Here is a 14,757-nt window from a genome sequence, read left to right on the forward strand (position 1 = left end):
CATTAAGCAAGAAATCACTCGCTTTTGACGCGAGTGGCAGAATTTCTTTCTTGTGAATAGCCTAAACAAAAGGGAATATAGCGAAACCATTCCACCAGGAGCTTCCGATGGATCGCCTTGACCGAAAAATTCTCCGCCTCCTGCAGGAGGACGCGACGCTTGCGGTCGCCGACGTCGCCAAGAAGGTCGGCCTGTCGACCACACCGTGCTGGCGGCGCATCCAGAAGCTCGAGGAAGAGGGCGTCATCAAGCGGCGCGTCGCCATTCTCGACCACGAAAAGGTCAATGTGCGGGTCACGGTCTTCGTGTCGATCCGCACCAATTCGCACAGCCATGAATGGCTGCGCCGGTTTTCCGAGGTCATCCAGGAATTTCCCGAGGTGGTCGAATTCTATCGCATGAGCGGCGACGTCGATTATCTCTTGCGCGTCGTGGTGCCCGACATCGCCGCCTACGACGCCTTCTACAAACGGCTGATCGCCAAGATCGAGATCCGGGACGTGTCGTCGTCCTTCGCCATGGAGCAGATCAAGTACACGACCGAAATCCCGCTCGACTATATGGTGCTGGACAAGGAGTCGGGCGCGAACGCGGCCTGATCGCGCCGTTCAATTCTTCTTCTTGTTGAGGAAACTCCAGGGCGAGTTCACCGGCAATATGACGGAGTCCGGAACCGTGTCGACGCCCACGACATCGGCTTTGCGTACGGTATAGCCGGACTGGATGACGCTGACGCCGTCGAGAATGAACAACTGGCTTTTCTCCATGTCCGGCTTCAAGTCACCGGTCACGGCGACAGGCTGGTAGGCTTGCGACATCTTGTAGGGATGGGCAGGCGTGACCAGCACGATCTGGTTGGGAGGAGGCGTCGGCATATGGCTGCACGCGCCGGTCCAAGGCACCAGCAGGAACTGATAAACGAGATCGCCGTCGCGATCGACCGGCAATGCATAGCCGGCTAATTGTATCGTTTTGTCCTGCAGGACGACCGACAGCGTCTCGCCGTGATCCGGCAGTTTCGCCGCGATCATCGGCAGGCCGGCGTCTTCGGCGACCGCCTGGGTGACCGGGCGCAAATCCTTCCAGAGGATGTGCGTGGCCTCGGCCGAGGCGCCGGCGGTGGAGCGGGCAAGCGCGGCCGCAAGCGCTATGATCGACTTGAAATGGTTCATGGCCGCATCCCTTTGCGGGCAAGTAAAGACACTGCTGTCGGCGGCGTCAATGCTCGAGCCGCATCACATGGCGGCGAGAACCGGCCATGCCGGTCTCGTGGAAACCGCGGCTGGCAAACATGTCGTGAAAGCCCATGAAACGGTAGCTCGGCGAGGCCTCGTCCACCGGATAGGCTTCTATGATGCGCGCACCATTGGCGAAGGCATGGTCAATGGCAGCATCGAGCAATGCCGTAGCAAGGCCACCGCCGCGCAAGGCCCTTGGCACATAGAAGCAGACGATCGACCACACACCTGTGTCGCCGTCGTCCTGCTGCTTCGATAGCTTACGATAGGTCTCTCGCGGCGCGACCGAGCACCAGGCTACGGCCTTGCCGCCGACATGGGCGAGGATGCCGACCGGCGTGCCAGCATCGATGAGCGCCATCATCTGGCGTTTCTTCTCGTCGGTCTGGGCGGGCTCGGGGCTGTGGCGCCAAGCCATGCACCAGCAATATTTTGGCGCACCCGGCTGCTCGAACAACGTTTCGAAGCTGGCGCGTGTTGCCCGTGTCACCTCGGTGAAAAGGATATCGGCGCCGTCAAACTTTCCTGGCGGCGAGGCGTTCAAGCGTTTTGGCATCCGACAGTTCCTTGGCGGCGTCCTTGCCGATCCAGCGGGCGGTCTTGTCCAGGGAGGTCGCAAGTTTCCGAGCCAGGGCAAGGGCGGGGGCATGCAGGCCCATCGATCGCTTGCCGATCTGCCGCAGCGCCCAATTGACCGCTTTGCGGACGAAGTTTCGCTCATCGCCGGCATAGGATTCGATCAATGGCAGGTAAGGCAGGAACGTCGCGTCCGATTCCTTCTTCAGATGCACGGCTGCCCATGCCAGCATGGCGAAGGCTGTACGGCGGACGAATTCGCGCTCGTCGGCGGCGAACTCTTCGACCAGCTGGCGCCAGAACGGGGTGTCCACGAACAGGTCGGAGACGGTGTCGACGATCTCCCATGAGTCGAAATCGCCGGCCCAGCGGCGGCACTCTTCGATGGCGATCTTTTTCGGCTCGCCGGTGAAGGCCGCCATCAGCCGCGCCTCGCGAATGCCTGTGTCCCATAGCGCGAGGGACCGTTCATGGTTGCGCTTCACCTTGCGCGCCAAGGGCCGCAAGTCCGCATTGCCGATGCCGAGCGCGGTCGCGTTGTTGATGCCGAACCGCGCCATGCCGGCGCGGTTTTCCTCGGTTCCGATCGAACGCAGATGAGCGACGATATCCTGCGCGGTCCAGCCTGGAGCGGGCAGGGACATCGTCGCCTACTTCTCCAGCCGCGCCAGCAGCGAGGACGTGTCCCAGCGCTTGCCGCCCATCGCCTGCACATCCTTGTAGAACTGGTCGACAAGCGCTGTCACCGGCAGCCTGGCGCCGTTGCGGTCGGCCTCCGCCAGGCAGATGCCGAGGTCCTTGCGCATCCAGTCGACGGCGAAACCGAAATCATATTTGCCGGCATTCATGGTCTTGTGCCGGTTTTCCATCTGCCAGGAGCCGGCCGCACCCTTGGAAATCACCTCGATCACCTTTTCGATGTCGAGCCCGGCCTTCTTGCCGAAATGGATGCCTTCCGACAGGCCCTGCACCAGTCCGGCGATGCAGATCTGATTGATCATCTTGGTGAGCTGGCCGGCACCCGCCGACCCCATCAGCCCGACCATGCGGGCAAAGGCGTCGATGACCGGCCTGGCCCTGTCGAACGCAGCCTCATCGCCGCCGACCATCACGGTCAGCACGCCATTCTCGGCGCCGGCCTGGCCACCGGAGACCGGCGCGTCGAGGAATGAGAACCCGCTCGCCTGCGCGGCTTCCGCCAGTTCGCGCGCGACTTCCGCCGAAGCCGTGGTGTTGTCGATAAAGACCGAGCCTTTCTTCATCGCCTTGAAGGCGCCTTCGGACCCTGTGGTCACCGAACGCAAATCGTCGTCATTGCCGACGCAGGAAAAGACGAAATCCTTGCCCTCGGCGGCCTGCGCCGGCGTCGCGGCAAGGTTGCCGCCATGTTGAGCGACCCATTGTTCGGCTTTGGCTTGGGTGCGGTTGTAGACGGTAACGTCGTGGCCGCCCTTGTTCTTCAGGTGTCCGGCCATGGGATAACCCATGACGCCCAGACCGAGAAATGCCACCGATGCCATGCCTTGTCCTTCCGGAGAAACAGAGATTTCAGTTGCGGAAGCTCTAGGCCATGCGACGAATTCGTCAAGGCGCGCACCGTCGCATCGACTGGCACAGGTCGATCAGGAACGGTTCGGCGATGCGTCAGCGATGCAGATGGATGGTGATCCGGCGCTCGACCCATTCGACGCCATGGCGCAGGATCTCGACCATCACCAGATAGACGATGGCGACCCAGACATAGGCCTGGAAGTCGAAGGATTTGGCGTAGGCGAGCTTTGCATTGCCCATGAGATCATAGACCGTGATGATGGCGACGATGGCCGAGGCCTTGATCATCAGAACCAGTTCATTGCCATAGGGCCGCAACGCCACGATGAAGGCCTGCGGCAGGACAACCTTGCGCAGCGTCTGCAGCTTGTGCAGGCCGAGCGAAGCAGCTCCTTCCCATTGGCCCCTGGGCACGCTTTCGATGGCGCCGCGCAGGATCTCGGCCTGGTAGGCCGCGGTGTTGAGCGCGAAGGCGAAGACGCCGCAGTTGAAGGCCTCGCGGAAGAACCACCACAGCCCGACGGATTCAAGCTGCAACCGGAAAGAGCCCAAGCCATAGTAGACGAGGTAGACCTGGACCAGCAGTGGCGTGCCGCGGAAGAAGTAGACGTAGCAGTAGGCAATGCCGGACAGGAAGCGGCTCTTCGACATGCGGCCATAGGTGACGGGCAACGAAAAGATCGCGCCGACCACCATCGAAATCGCCACGAGCGACAGCGTCGTCCAGAGGCCCTGCAGATAGGCTGGCGCATATCTGGCAAAGAACTCGCCATTCCAGGCATAGATGAGATAGGCGAGGATACCGAGGCCGAAGAGAATCCAGAGGCCGACGAGCGCGTACCCGACGATACGGGTGCGCGGCCAGCCGCGTGCCCGCGGCGGCGGCCGGTCGACGGAGATGGCTTGACTGACGCTCATCGTGCCTCCCTCCGCCCCAGCGAGCGCAAGATGAACCCGGTCGCGATCGATGACAGGATCGCCAGAGCGAGGAAAACCAGCGCGGCCACGCTGTAGAACAGGAAGGCGTGTTTCGTGACACGCGCCGCCACGCCGGCGTTGCGCAAGGTTTCGGCGAGGTTGACGACCGAGACCAGTGCGGTGTCCTTGAGCAGGCTGAGCCAGCAATTCTCGAGGCCGGGAAAGGCGATGCGGAGCAGCTGAGGGAGGATCACCTTGCGCATGGTCAGCCATGTCGACAGGCCGATCGCGTAGCCGCCTTCATACTGGCCCTTGGGAATGGCGCGAAAGGCGGAAAGAAACACCTCGCTGGCATAGGAGGAAAAGATCAGCGACAGCACGATCATGCCGGCGATGAAGCTGTCGACGTCGATCGTCGCCTCGGGCTTGAAGAGGCGGATGACGTATTGCAGCAGGATAGGCATGCCGAAGAAGAACAGGAACAGCGTTACCAGTTCCGGCAGGCCGCGAAACACGGTGGTGTAGATGTTGGCGGCCACCCGCAGCGACGGTTCTTCGGATTGCTTGGCCCAGGCTACGAAAAAGCCGATCGTCAGGCCGATCGGCAGCGTGGCAAGGGCAAGCGCGATGGTGACCAACGCGCCATAAGCAATATCGTCACTCCAGCCCTCGGGTCCCCAACTCAGCAGTGTCCATATGCTTTGGGCTGGCATTGACTGGTCTTACCCCACGGCGCACCCGAGATGAACAAGGCGGCAGGGGACCCCTGCCGCCTTTGCAACAGACTATCAGGACTCGGCGCCGTAGACGTCGAACTTGAAGTACTTGTCGTTGATTTCCTTATATTTTCCGTTGGCGCGGATGGCGTCTATGGCGGAATTCAGCTTGTTGACCAAGTCGGTATCGCCCTTGCGAACGGCGATGCCGGCGCCAGGTCCGAAGATTTCGACCGGTTGCGGCGAGGGCTGGCCGAGGATCTTGCAGCAGGCGCCGTCTGGCGAATCAAGCCACTGCTGCAGCACGACGATATCGTCCTCGATGGCGTCGAGACGGCCATTGGCAAGATCTGCCTGCTCCTCGGGGCTGCTCGGATAGCCCTTGACGGTGCTGTCGGTGTAGGTCTTCGAGGCATAGTTGAAATGCGTCGTCGTGGTGGCCACACCGATGTTCTTGCCGGCGAGGTCTTCCTTGGTCACGCCCTTCAGAGGCGAATCCTTCGGCACGGCGATTGCGGACGGCGTATTGTAGTATTTGTGCGAGAAGTCGACCTTCTCCTTCCTCTCCGGCGTGATCGACATCGAGGCGACGATGGCGTCGAACTTGCCGGCCTGAAGTGCGGGAATGATGCCGTCCCAATCCTGGGCCACGAAGGTGCACTTGACCTTCATCTCATCGCAAAGCGCCTTGGCGATGTCGATGTCGAAGCCGACAAGCTGGCCATCGGCGGTGAGGTTGTTGAATGGGGGGTAGGCGCCCTCGGTGCCGATCCTCAGGGTCTTTTCCTGGGCCTGGGCTACGCCGAGCGTCAGCAGCGCAGCCGATGCGGCGAGCGCGATACGCAGTGCAATACGCATGATAGTCCTCTCTTTATGGTCCCGGCCGTCGTTCCGAAACGGCTCTGTGGGGCGGTGCTTTTGACCGCCCGCTGGGCCGATACTCCCACTCTTTCCAAGAAAAAAGCAACTGCAAAACCGCCAAAATCGGCAATGGGCTTCTGCCGTTACGTTACTTCTCAAGCAACGAGGTCGGTCGTTCGCTCGATGAAGTCGGCTATGGATTTCGTGTCGTCGAGGTCGAACACCGGCAAGCTCTGGCCGGTGATGGCGAAATCCGCGGCGATGGCGACAATATTGGGATCACCCGCCGCAAGCGGCGTCCGCTCCTTTGCTTCCAGTCGCCTCGTTTCGATCTTGCGGTGGGGTTCGCGCTTGTAGCCTTCCACCAGCACGATGTCGCATGGGGCGAGCCGCGAGAGGATGGCGTCCAGCGGCGGCTCACCCTCGCCGCGCAACTCGTGCATCAACGCCCAACGATTGCCTGACACGATCGCAACCTCGGTGGCGCCGGCCTGGCGATGGCGGAAGCTGTCCGCGCCTGGCTTGTCGATGTCGAAATCATGGTGGGCGTGTTTGACCGTCGATACCTTCCAGCCGCGCCGCACGAGCTCGGCGACAAGCTTCTCGGTGAGTGTGGTCTTGCCGGAGTTTTTCCAGCCGGTGATGCCGAAGACGCGTCTGTTCATGACGTCATGCTCTGCAACAGGCGTGCGGCCTGGGCAAGATCGTCCGGCACATTGATGTTGAAGAAAGGGTCGATGGATTGCCCGGCGGATTGCAGGATCGGGAATTCGACCTCGACATGGCCGTGCCGTTCGATGAAGGCCGAAACCCGCTTGTTGTGCTCATCGACCAGGAAATGCCGCAAGGCGTCGCGGCATCCGACCGGCCATAGCGCGAAGGTCGGGTGCTGCCTGCCTGCCGAGAAAGCGACCGCGATCGAACCGGGACGTTCACCGGCTGCCGCCGCCAGACGGTCGACGAGATCCAGCGGCAGGAAAGGCGTGTCGCCGGCAGCGGTGACGATCGCCTTGCAAGGCGTGCCGGCAGCGGCCCATTCGAGGCCGGTAAGAATTCCGGCAAGCGGCCCGGCGAAGCCTTCGACGGTATCGGCAAGTACCGGTAGCCCGAACCGGGCGAACCGCGCCGGGTCGCCATTGGCGCTAAGCGCCAGGGTCTCGAACTGCGGGCCAAACCGCGACAGGATCTGGTCAAGCACACAGCCGTCGCCAAGCGGCAAAAGGCTTTTATCGCCACCGCCCATCCGTCTCGATTGGCCACCCGCCAGAATGATCCCTGCGACATCCCGATTCATTCTGCCCAGCCTGTACGCCAACCCGTGAAATCGCAAGCGACTTCACGGGCGGGTAGTGCATCAGTTTGAAATCCGGCGCTTTACGCGCGCGAGGCCTTCAACCAAGCCAATGATGAGCCAGCCACGCGAGGTACAATCCGGCTATGGCCGCATAGATAAAGCCGACCGGACCTTTGGGCATGGGCTTATGGTGCGCCACGCGTAGCCGTGGCGGCCGATAATAGGATAACATTTGCCGTTGTGAGACGATTAGCATTTGCTCCAACTCGCGGCGCCCTTCCTCCGTTGCCCGCTTTGAATCCCGGCGCTCCTGAGCGTAGAGTTGTCTCGCATGTTCCGAGGCCGAGAGTGAGTTTTCGTCTAGCCACGCTTTGAACTTGCCGGGTCTTATGAGGACTTTGGCGTGGGTGAAGTCGCGGCGGTGTAGCCGTTCCGCCTTGGAAGCTTCGAAATCGGCGTGCCACTCTTCCCAAGTCGCCGGCATGTCATCGGCACCAGGAAGCTGGCGGATGCGAGGATAATCCTTGGCAGTGTAAGCTGAGATAGCCCTGACTTTGCTGGCCATTGCAGATCTCCCCCTTGTTCCAAGAAGAGGGTGCGACATCCTAGGGCTTGATGTCCAGATGGCGTATCGAGCCGCATCGCCCCGCCAGAGCTAGGGATAACTGCCTTTTTCACACAACATATTCAAGGCCCGCCATTTTCAAACTGATGCATTACCCACGGGCGCGGCTAGATTCCGTCCGGCGCCATGGCCGGCCCAGTGCTTTCGGCGACGATCCTTCGCCGACCGACGACGCGCTCGCGATAAAGCGCATAGAGACCCGAGCCGACGACTATTGCCGCACCGGCGATCATCGGCATGTCCGGCACGTCACCGAAGATGATCAAGCCAAGCAGGATCGACCAGAGGAGCGCGGTGTAGCGAAACGGCGCGATGAAGGAGATTTCGCCCGAACGCATCGCCATGATGATGAATTGATAGCCGATCAGCACCAGCACCGCGGCCAATGCCAGCAGCGCCGTGCCTTTGCCGGTCATCGGGGTCCAGCCACCCATCGGCGTCAACAGGAAGGCGCCGACGACGGTCATGGCAAGCGCGGTGGCGGTCGAGACCAGCATCGTCGGGATGGCCTGGGGGATGCGTTTGGTGGCGAGGTCCCGCACCGTGCAGCACGCGACGGATGCCAGCGCCACCAGCGAGTAAACGCTGAAGCCCTCGAAACCCGGCCGCACGATGATCATGACCCCGGCAAAACCGATAGCGATCGCCAGCCAGCGCCGCCAGCCGACCGTTTCGCCGAAAAACAGCGCCGCGCCCATCGTCACCGCCAGGGGCAGCGCTTGCAAGACGGCCGAAACACTGCCAATCGGCAAATGCGCGAGCGCAACCAGGAAGGACACGGTAGCGCCCGCTTCACTCAGCACACGGATCGCCACCAGTGGCTGCAGCATCAGGTGAGGCTGGAAAAGCGCGCCACGTTGCCAGGCCAGCAGGCCGACGAAGAGCGAGGCGAACGCCCCTCTGACCAGCATGACCTGCGCCATGTTCATCGACTGTGAAGAGTATTTGGTAATGGCGTCGTTGAGCGTGAAGCCAACCATCGCCACCACCATGAACAACGCGCCGCGAAGATTTGGGGAAAGGGGCAAGACACCTACCGATTGCCTGAGCAAGCAAGCCTGTAACAGCCCGCCACGAAACAGCAATGGCAAAGGGCTGGGCCAGCACCGGATACACATCGTCGCCGGCGTGAAATCATCCCGGATCAGGCACGAATTCGGTCGGAAGGCGGCGTCGTCTCCCGACACTTGTACAGCCGAGGCGACGTCTATTTCTTCGGCGTCAGCACCTCGGTGCCGTTGCCGTCCTTGCCGGCGATGGTCCACAGGCCATGCAGCGACCCGTCATCCTCGACCTTGTAGACGACGAGGCCGATATCCTTGCCCATGACGTAGCCGGCGGAGAATGCATTGTCGTTGCGCATGCAGATGCCATCCGAAGACGAGCCGCCCGTCTCCCAATGGATCGCGCAGGTGGTCCCGCTGGTCAGTGTGATGGTGGCTTCGCCATCATAGGCCGAACCGTCGAAATTGGTGCCGGCGACGGTGTAAGTGCCGCCGATCGACTGGGCAGCCGCGGGCAGGGCGGCCAGGCCGAGCAGGGCGAAGGAAAGAAGAAGTTCGCGCATGATGTAATCCCCCGAGAAAGCGAAGAACCGCTACGGAACGGAGGCTAGGCGGGAAACCGTCACCAGTAAATCAGACGGATATTTGCGGACAAAGATTTGTTTGCGGTGTGGCTAAAATGCTGATGGCCGCCTACGGCTCATGGCCCCTTGAGGCTGCCGGCGATGACGCCGACCAACAGGTCATATTTCGATGTCAGCGCCGGCGGATAATCGATCCAGACCGTGCGGATGACGCCATCCCTGCCAAACAGCCGCCGCTCATAAAAGATCTTTCCATCCTTCACGCCCGACAGCACCGCCCAGTCCTTGCCGGCTTTGCTGTAGGTGACTTCGTACCCTGGTTCATTGCTCGCCTTTTCGCCGGCAATGAACCCCTTCGGCGTGTCGTCATCGACATTGAATATGCCGGAGCAGGTCAGGCTGGCGCCGTCCGCGCTCAGCCACATCTGGCCGTCGCCATTTTCGGGCTCGGGCTGGCGATCGGTGAAGATATCGCCGGGAAAGGTGCAGACGGTGCCGAAGCGCTCGTTCACATAGGTGGATTGCGCGGCAATAGCGGTGGTCGCCGAGACCACGGCTAGCGATGTCACGATTGAATAGAGCCACCGCATGTCTGACCCGAAGCCGATGATTGCGGGGCAATTCTTGCACAGACAGACGAGAAGGTCAGCCGCCCGTGACACTCATATGGCGTGACACCGAAGGGCGGCTGGTGCGGCGGTCGATGATGAAGTCATGACCTTTCGGCTTGCGGCCGATGGCTTCGTCTATGGCGTCAGCGACAAGTTCGTTGCCTTCGGACGCGCGCAACGGCGCGCGCAGATCGGCCGCATCCTCCTGGCCAAGGCACATATAGAGCGTGCCCGTGCAGGTCAGCCTGACCCGGTTGCAGCTTTCGCAGAAATTATGCGTCATCGGCGTGATGAAGCCGAGTTTTCCGCCGGTCTCGGCGACATGGACATAACGGGCCGGGCCACCGGTCTTGAAGGGGATATCGGTCAGCGTGAACTGGCGCTCAAGCGAAGCGCGCAGCAGCGACAGCGGCAGATACTGGTCGGTGCGGTCGGCGTCGATCTCGCCCATCGGCATGGTCTCGATGACGGTCAGGTCCATGCCGCGGCCATGCGCCCAGCGCATCATCTCGGGCAGTTCGACGTCGTTGAAATCCTTCAACGCCACCGCATTGAGCTTGACTTTCAATCCGGCCGCCTGAGCCGCGTCGATGCCGGCCATGACCTTGCCGAGATTGCCCCAGCGCGTGATGGCGTGGAATTTGTCGGCATCGAGCGTGTCGAGCGAAACGTTGATGCGCTTGACACCACGATCGGCGAGTTCGGCGGCGAAGCGCGAAAGCTGCGAGCCGTTGGTGGTCAGCGTCAGCTCTTCCAGCGCGCCGCTTTCGAGGTGCCGCGAAAGCTGGCGCACCAAGTGCATGATGTTCTTGCGCACCAGCGGCTCACCCCCGGTGAGGCGCAACCGTTTGACTCCCTTTTCGATGAACACGGTGCAGAGCCGGTCGAGTTCTTCCAGCGACAACAGGTCCTTCTTGGGCAGGAAGGCCATATCCTCGGCCATGCAATAGGTGCAGCGGAAATCGCAGCGGTCGGTGACCGACACTCTGAGATAGCTGATCGTGCGACCGAAGGGGTCGATCATGTTCATGTTCGAGCGTTTCCGTGGCCGTTAACGGCGTCGTTATATACAGCTATGTGATACGATCCAGCCCGCCATTCAAGATAGCTTGCCTTGATCTTTGGTAACATTCCCCGACCGACATTGCGTGTCGGACACCGTTGACGCCTTTGCGTACGGAGCGAAGCAGCGTAGGGAAGGGGAATTCAAGCAGGATCGACCATGACGGCGCCGAAAGAACTGAGGGTCTCGAAGGACCGCAAGCTGCTCACCGTGACGTTTCCGGGCCACCAGCCGTTCGAGCTGCCGGCGGAATTGCTGCGCGTGGCGTCGCCTTCCGCGGAAGTGCAGGGTCATTCGCCGGAACAAAGGGTGACGGTTCCCGGCAAACGCAATGTGGCCATCCTGAAGATCGAACCGGTCGGCAATTACGCCGTGCGCATCACCTTCGATGATTTCCATGACACCGGCATCTTCACCTGGAATTACCTGCACACGCTCGGCCACGAGAAGGACGCACGCTGGAGCGTCTATCTCGCGGAACTCGCCGAGAAGGGCCTGAGCCGCGATCGTTAGCCGCCATTGCGTCGTCAAAACGTCACGTGTCGGGAGTAGGGGCGGCTGATCGGGAGACGGAAAATGTCGGTCATCACCACAATCGAACAACTCGAAGCCCTTTACGGACTGCCCGGCGAAGCCTCCGTGGTCAAGGAACTCGACCATGTCATTCCCGAATACGCCGCCTTTATCGAAGCGTCCCCCTTCGTCGCTCTCGCGACCAGCGGCCCAGAGGGGCTGGACTGTTCGCCGCGCGGCGATCTCGCGGGCTTCGTGCGTATCGTCGATGCGAAAACGCTGATGATGCCGGACCGGCGCGGCAACAACCGTGCCGATTCGTTGAAGAACATCATCCGCGACCCGCGCGTCGGCCTGCTGTTCCTGGTGCCGGGCTCCGGCACGACGCTGCGCGTCAATGGCCGGGCGCATATCACCACGGATGCGGCGTCGTGTGCGTCGTTCATGGTCGACGGCAAGCCGGCGCGTTCGGTCACGGTGATCGATGTCGATTCGGTCTATTTCCAGTGCGCCCGGGCGATCGTGCGGTCGGAACTGTGGAATCCGGAGAGGCATGTCGATCCGAAATCGCTGCCGACACCCGGAAAGATCCTGGAAATCACCAGCCGCAAGAATATCGACGGCGAAACCTACGACAGGGAATGGCCGGAGCGGGCTAAAAAATCGATGTGGTAGTGAGTTGAGGGGCGGAAAGGCCGATCACGCCTCGTTCAGCACGTCATAGATCTTGCGCATCTGCTCGCCGATCATGTCGCATTGTTCCGGCGTCGACTGGCTCATCGCCTTCTCGATCAGCGCCATATGCACTTTCAGCGCCTGCATCAGCAGCGCCTCGCCGCCTTCGGTCAGCGTAAGCCGCAAGATGCGCTTGTCCTTCTCATCGCCTTCCCGCCGCAGTAGGCCACGCGCCTCGAGCTGCGGCAACAGCATGGTGATGTTGGAGCGGCCGACGAGCAGCTTGCGGGCAAGGTCGTGCTGCGACATGCCGGGATGGCGATAGAGGTTCATCAGCACGTCGAGTTGCGCTGGCTTCAGGTCGAGCGGCGCGAGTTTCACCGCCAGCGTGCGCTCCAGCACATGGCACGCGCGCGCCACCGCGACCCAGTTGCGAAAACGCGGGTTGTCCCAGGGTAGCTCTTGTTTATTGTTCATCTTTGAACTATTATGTTCATGCTTGAACGTATGGATGGATTCTGACTATGGCATCATTCGGGCTGAAGGTCATCCGCGGTGTGTTTGGTGCGGCCGAACATGTCGCGCCGCGCATCACCGGACGCGCGGCTTTCGAATTGTTCTGCCGTACGCCAAGCACCAGGACATTGACTGACGGCGAGCGCCGCGCCATCGACCGCGCCGCGGAGTTCATGGCCGAGGCGCGGCATCACCGGCTGAAAACCGCGACCGGCTGCGTCATGATTCATGAATTTCGTCCCGAGCCCGGCCGCGAGCCTGCCGGCAGCGTCCTTGTCATCCATGGCTGGCGCTCGCGCACCGAATATATGCGCGCCCTGATCGAAGGTTTTCGCGCTGCCGGCTATAGGGTCGTCTCGCTCGACCTTCCCGGTCACGGCCATTCGCAGGGCAGGCACCTGAACATGGTCAACGCCGTCGAAGCCGCCAGAGTGGCCGGCGAATGGTTCGGGCCGTTCGTGGCCGCCGTCGGCCATTCCTTCGGCGGCGCCGTCGCCACCAACGCCGTTGCCGGTTCCGTCAAGGATATCCCGCCGCTGGCGGCCGCACGCCTCGTGCTGATCGCGGCACCGAGCTCGCTGCCAGCAATCTTCTCCGACTTCAGCCGCATGCTTAATGTCGGTCCCCGCTCGCAGATCGCCATGGCCGACCGTGTTGAATATCTCTCCGGCCGGCCATTGCATGAATTCACCGGTGACCGCCAGCTCGCCCAGGCGCCCGTGCCGACGCTGGTCATTCATGCCCCCGATGACCGTGAAGTGCCGGCTGAACACGCACGACGCTATGCTGGCGCAGGCGACCATGTGCGGCTTCACTGGGCCGATGGGCTTGGCCATCGCCGCATTCTGGCCGACAAGGGCGTGGTCGAACGCGCCGTCGGCTTCGTGACCACGCAGCGCGGGGCGTCGCTGGCCCACTGAGCGGCATTCAGGCTTTCTTCTTTTCCCCGGGCTCTACGGGCAATCCGGCTGCCTTCCAGGCCGTGTAGCCGCCGAGAATATGCTTGACCGGCGAAAGCCCCATGTCTTGCGCCGTTTTGGTGGCCAGCGCCGAACGCCAGCCGCCGGCACAGAAGAAGACGAAGCTTTTTCCGGAAGCGAAGAAGGGCTTGTGGAAGGGACTTTCGGGATCGATCCAGAACTCCAGCATGCCACGGGTGACATGCTTGGCTCCGGGTATTCTGCCGTCACGTTCGATCTCTCGAGGGTCGCGGAGATCGACGAAAATGGTGCTTTCGTCTTCAAGCAGTCCTGCCGCTTCCTCGGGCGAAACCACTTCGATCTCGGCGTTGGCCTCATCCAGCAGTTCGCGATACCCTTTTTTCACGTCGTCCCTCCCGGCCGCTGGTTTGCTGGCAAGTCGAATTTCGAGCACAACGAACGGTGTTTGTCACGCCTCGGCGGTGTCGGCCATGGTCTTCCAGGCGGCCATTGCCCCGGCCACCGTCGCCAGCAGGGCGGCACGGGAAGCACCGTCGCGCGCCTGGATCGACATGCCGTGCTGGACCGTTGCAAAAAAGGTCGCGGCGGCACGGCAATTGAAGTTGGCAGGCAGTTCACCCTCGGCCACGCCGCGCTCGAGACGCTTCTTCAGGGCGGTTAGATTCTCGGCGCGGCGGCGCCGCAAATCCGCGCAGATCGCGCCCCGGCTCGAATCTTCGTGCAGCGCACCCAGCGCGATCAGGCAGCCCTGCGGGCGATCGGTCTGCGAATAGGCCTTTGCGGTCCGACGCAGGAACCGCTCGATCGCAAGGCGCGCCGTTGGCACCTCTTCGAGCGCGAGCCAGATATCGGCACCTTCCACGCGGGAATAGAGATCCGTCGCCTCGAGGAACAAGGCTTCCTTGCTGCCGTAGGCGGCATAGAGGCTCGGCGAATTGATGCCCATCGCCGCCGCGAGGTCGCTGATCGACGCGCCTTCATAGCCCTTGGCCCAGAACACATCCATCGCGCGCCGCAGGGCCGCGTTTCGATCGAAGGTGCGGGGACGGCCTCTTTCCGACATGACGTTCA

General features: G+C 61.8%; 21 protein-coding genes. 4 read left to right on the forward strand and 17 right to left on the reverse strand.

What is annotated here, in order from left to right; all coding sequences use genetic code 11:
* Positions 1–107 precede the first annotated feature (107 nt).
* Complete coding sequence (locus tag EN808_RS12665) at positions 108–599, forward strand: Lrp/AsnC family transcriptional regulator (RefSeq protein WP_006205209.1); 492 nt, start codon at positions 108–110, stop codon at positions 597–599.
* A 9-nt stretch (positions 600–608) separates the two neighbouring features.
* Here EN808_RS12665 and EN808_RS12670 read toward each other — a convergent pair whose 3' ends face one another.
* The 14 genes from EN808_RS12670 to moaA all read right to left on the reverse strand — a co-directional run bounded on the left by EN808_RS12670 (position 609) and on the right by moaA (position 11,008).
* A complete protein-coding gene (locus EN808_RS12670; RefSeq protein ID WP_127277778.1) occupies positions 609–1,172 on the reverse strand; it encodes a DUF3299 domain-containing protein in 564 nt (187 codons plus the stop codon).
* Positions 1,173–1,218: 46 nt separating this feature from the next.
* Positions 1,219–1,794, reverse strand: coding sequence for a GNAT family N-acetyltransferase (locus EN808_RS12675; RefSeq protein WP_127277779.1), 576 nt, complete (start codon positions 1,792–1,794; stop codon positions 1,219–1,221).
* Complete coding sequence (locus tag EN808_RS12680) at positions 1,754–2,458, reverse strand: DNA alkylation repair protein (protein ID WP_135864785.1); 705 nt, start codon at positions 2,456–2,458, stop codon at positions 1,754–1,756. Before EN808_RS12680 ends, EN808_RS12675 begins: the two co-directional genes overlap by 41 nt.
* Positions 2,459–2,464: 6 nt before the next feature.
* On the reverse strand, positions 2,465–3,334 hold the full coding sequence (locus EN808_RS12685) for an NAD(P)-dependent oxidoreductase (protein WP_127279905.1): 870 nt from the start codon (positions 3,332–3,334) through the stop codon (positions 2,465–2,467).
* Positions 3,335–3,458: 124 nt separating this feature from the next.
* Positions 3,459–4,283, reverse strand: a complete 825-nt coding sequence (locus EN808_RS12690; protein WP_135915933.1) for an ABC transporter permease — start codon at positions 4,281–4,283, stop codon at positions 3,459–3,461.
* Positions 4,280–4,996: an ABC transporter permease gene (locus tag EN808_RS12695; RefSeq protein WP_127872456.1), complete on the reverse strand. Its 717-nt coding sequence runs from the start codon at positions 4,994–4,996 to the stop codon at positions 4,280–4,282. The genes EN808_RS12690 and EN808_RS12695 overlap by 4 nt, the downstream gene beginning before the upstream one ends.
* A 75-nt stretch (positions 4,997–5,071) precedes the next feature.
* Positions 5,072–5,857: an ABC transporter substrate-binding protein gene (locus EN808_RS12700; RefSeq protein ID WP_127872455.1), complete on the reverse strand. Its 786-nt coding sequence runs from the start codon at positions 5,855–5,857 to the stop codon at positions 5,072–5,074.
* A gap of 158 nt (positions 5,858–6,015) precedes the next feature.
* A complete protein-coding gene (gene mobB, locus EN808_RS12705; protein ID WP_135915934.1) occupies positions 6,016–6,525 on the reverse strand; it encodes a molybdopterin-guanine dinucleotide biosynthesis protein B in 510 nt (169 codons plus the stop codon).
* Positions 6,522–7,154: a molybdenum cofactor guanylyltransferase MobA gene (mobA, locus tag EN808_RS12710; protein WP_135915935.1), complete on the reverse strand. Its 633-nt coding sequence runs from the start codon at positions 7,152–7,154 to the stop codon at positions 6,522–6,524. The genes mobB and mobA overlap by 4 nt, the downstream gene beginning before the upstream one ends.
* Positions 7,155–7,251: 97 nt before the next feature.
* A complete protein-coding gene (locus EN808_RS12715; RefSeq protein ID WP_135915936.1) occupies positions 7,252–7,719 on the reverse strand; it encodes a hypothetical protein in 468 nt (155 codons plus the stop codon).
* A gap of 167 nt (positions 7,720–7,886) precedes the next feature.
* Complete coding sequence (locus EN808_RS12720) at positions 7,887–8,807, reverse strand: DMT family transporter (protein ID WP_135915937.1); 921 nt, start codon at positions 8,805–8,807, stop codon at positions 7,887–7,889.
* Positions 8,808–8,986: 179 nt separating this feature from the next.
* Positions 8,987–9,346, reverse strand: coding sequence for a hypothetical protein (locus EN808_RS12725; protein WP_127279947.1), 360 nt, complete (start codon positions 9,344–9,346; stop codon positions 8,987–8,989).
* A 137-nt stretch (positions 9,347–9,483) separates the two neighbouring features.
* On the reverse strand, positions 9,484–9,936 hold the full coding sequence (locus EN808_RS12730; protein ID WP_245525062.1) for a hypothetical protein: 453 nt from the start codon (positions 9,934–9,936) through the stop codon (positions 9,484–9,486).
* A gap of 76 nt (positions 9,937–10,012) precedes the next feature.
* Positions 10,013–11,008, reverse strand: coding sequence for a GTP 3',8-cyclase MoaA (moaA, locus tag EN808_RS12735; RefSeq protein ID WP_127279945.1), 996 nt, complete (start codon positions 11,006–11,008; stop codon positions 10,013–10,015).
* Positions 11,009–11,200: 192 nt separating this feature from the next.
* On the opposite strand from moaA, the gene EN808_RS12740 reads away from it, so the two are divergent.
* Both EN808_RS12740 and EN808_RS12745 read left to right on the forward strand, forming a co-directional pair.
* Positions 11,201–11,554 (forward strand): DUF971 domain-containing protein, encoded by a 354-nt coding sequence (locus EN808_RS12740; RefSeq protein WP_135915939.1) that lies wholly within the window; start codon positions 11,201–11,203, stop codon positions 11,552–11,554.
* Positions 11,555–11,617: 63 nt separating this feature from the next.
* Positions 11,618–12,229 carry a pyridoxamine 5'-phosphate oxidase family protein gene (locus EN808_RS12745; RefSeq protein ID WP_127872449.1) on the forward strand — a complete coding sequence of 204 codons (612 nt, stop codon included), beginning with the start codon at positions 11,618–11,620 and terminating at the stop codon, positions 12,227–12,229.
* 24 nt (positions 12,230–12,253) lie between these two features.
* Here the strand turns inward: EN808_RS12745 and EN808_RS12750 are convergent, their stop codons facing one another.
* Positions 12,254–12,706, reverse strand: coding sequence for a MarR family transcriptional regulator (locus EN808_RS12750; RefSeq protein WP_127279942.1), 453 nt, complete (start codon positions 12,704–12,706; stop codon positions 12,254–12,256).
* A 47-nt stretch (positions 12,707–12,753) separates the two neighbouring features.
* Between EN808_RS12750 and EN808_RS12755 the strand changes: the two genes are divergently transcribed.
* Complete coding sequence (locus EN808_RS12755) at positions 12,754–13,665, forward strand: alpha/beta hydrolase (RefSeq protein WP_135915940.1); 912 nt, start codon at positions 12,754–12,756, stop codon at positions 13,663–13,665.
* A 7-nt stretch (positions 13,666–13,672) separates the two neighbouring features.
* Here the strand turns inward: EN808_RS12755 and EN808_RS12760 are convergent, their stop codons facing one another.
* Together EN808_RS12760 and EN808_RS12765 are read right to left on the reverse strand one after the other, a co-directional pair.
* Complete coding sequence (locus EN808_RS12760; RefSeq protein ID WP_135915941.1) at positions 13,673–14,071, reverse strand: rhodanese-like domain-containing protein; 399 nt, start codon at positions 14,069–14,071, stop codon at positions 13,673–13,675.
* Positions 14,072–14,134: 63 nt separating this feature from the next.
* Positions 14,135–14,749, reverse strand: a complete 615-nt coding sequence (locus EN808_RS12765) for a TetR/AcrR family transcriptional regulator (protein ID WP_135916032.1) — start codon at positions 14,747–14,749, stop codon at positions 14,135–14,137.
* Positions 14,750–14,757 lie beyond the last annotated feature (8 nt).

The organism is Mesorhizobium sp. M8A.F.Ca.ET.165.01.1.1, assembly GCF_004792065.1.
GTDB lineage: Bacteria > Pseudomonadota > Alphaproteobacteria > Rhizobiales > Rhizobiaceae > Mesorhizobium.

What these genes read in the sequence shown, in the direction of transcription:
- EN808_RS12755 (WP_135915940.1), top strand. Translation starts at nt 12,754, where the DNA reads ATGGCATCATTCGGGCTGAAGGTCATCCGCGGTGTGTTTGGTGCGGCC.
- EN808_RS12700 (WP_127872455.1), bottom strand. Translation starts at nt 5,857, where the DNA reads ATGCGTATTGCACTGCGTATCGCGCTCGCCGCATCGGCTGCGCTGCTG.
- mobA (WP_135915935.1), bottom strand. Translation starts at nt 7,154, where the DNA reads ATGAATCGGGATGTCGCAGGGATCATTCTGGCGGGTGGCCAATCGAGA.
- EN808_RS12670 (WP_127277778.1), bottom strand. Translation starts at nt 1,172, where the DNA reads ATGAACCATTTCAAGTCGATCATAGCGCTTGCGGCCGCGCTTGCCCGC.
- EN808_RS12685 (WP_127279905.1), bottom strand. Translation starts at nt 3,334, where the DNA reads ATGGCATCGGTGGCATTTCTCGGTCTGGGCGTCATGGGTTATCCCATG.
- EN808_RS12675 (WP_127277779.1), bottom strand. Translation starts at nt 1,794, where the DNA reads ATGCCAAAACGCTTGAACGCCTCGCCGCCAGGAAAGTTTGACGGCGCC.
- EN808_RS12725 (WP_127279947.1), bottom strand. Translation starts at nt 9,346, where the DNA reads ATGCGCGAACTTCTTCTTTCCTTCGCCCTGCTCGGCCTGGCCGCCCTG.
- EN808_RS12665 (WP_006205209.1), top strand. Translation starts at nt 108, where the DNA reads ATGGATCGCCTTGACCGAAAAATTCTCCGCCTCCTGCAGGAGGACGCG.
- EN808_RS12745 (WP_127872449.1), top strand. Translation starts at nt 11,618, where the DNA reads ATGTCGGTCATCACCACAATCGAACAACTCGAAGCCCTTTACGGACTG.
- EN808_RS12680 (WP_135864785.1), bottom strand. Translation starts at nt 2,458, where the DNA reads ATGTCCCTGCCCGCTCCAGGCTGGACCGCGCAGGATATCGTCGCTCAT.
- moaA (WP_127279945.1), bottom strand. Translation starts at nt 11,008, where the DNA reads ATGAACATGATCGACCCCTTCGGTCGCACGATCAGCTATCTCAGAGTG.
- EN808_RS12695 (WP_127872456.1), bottom strand. Translation starts at nt 4,996, where the DNA reads ATGCCAGCCCAAAGCATATGGACACTGCTGAGTTGGGGACCCGAGGGC.
- EN808_RS12765 (WP_135916032.1), bottom strand. Translation starts at nt 14,749, where the DNA reads ATGTCGGAAAGAGGCCGTCCCCGCACCTTCGATCGAAACGCGGCCCTG.
- mobB (WP_135915934.1), bottom strand. Translation starts at nt 6,525, where the DNA reads ATGAACAGACGCGTCTTCGGCATCACCGGCTGGAAAAACTCCGGCAAG.
- EN808_RS12690 (WP_135915933.1), bottom strand. Translation starts at nt 4,283, where the DNA reads ATGAGCGTCAGTCAAGCCATCTCCGTCGACCGGCCGCCGCCGCGGGCA.
- EN808_RS12750 (WP_127279942.1), bottom strand. Translation starts at nt 12,706, where the DNA reads ATGAACAATAAACAAGAGCTACCCTGGGACAACCCGCGTTTTCGCAAC.
- EN808_RS12715 (WP_135915936.1), bottom strand. Translation starts at nt 7,719, where the DNA reads ATGGCCAGCAAAGTCAGGGCTATCTCAGCTTACACTGCCAAGGATTAT.
- EN808_RS12740 (WP_135915939.1), top strand. Translation starts at nt 11,201, where the DNA reads ATGACGGCGCCGAAAGAACTGAGGGTCTCGAAGGACCGCAAGCTGCTC.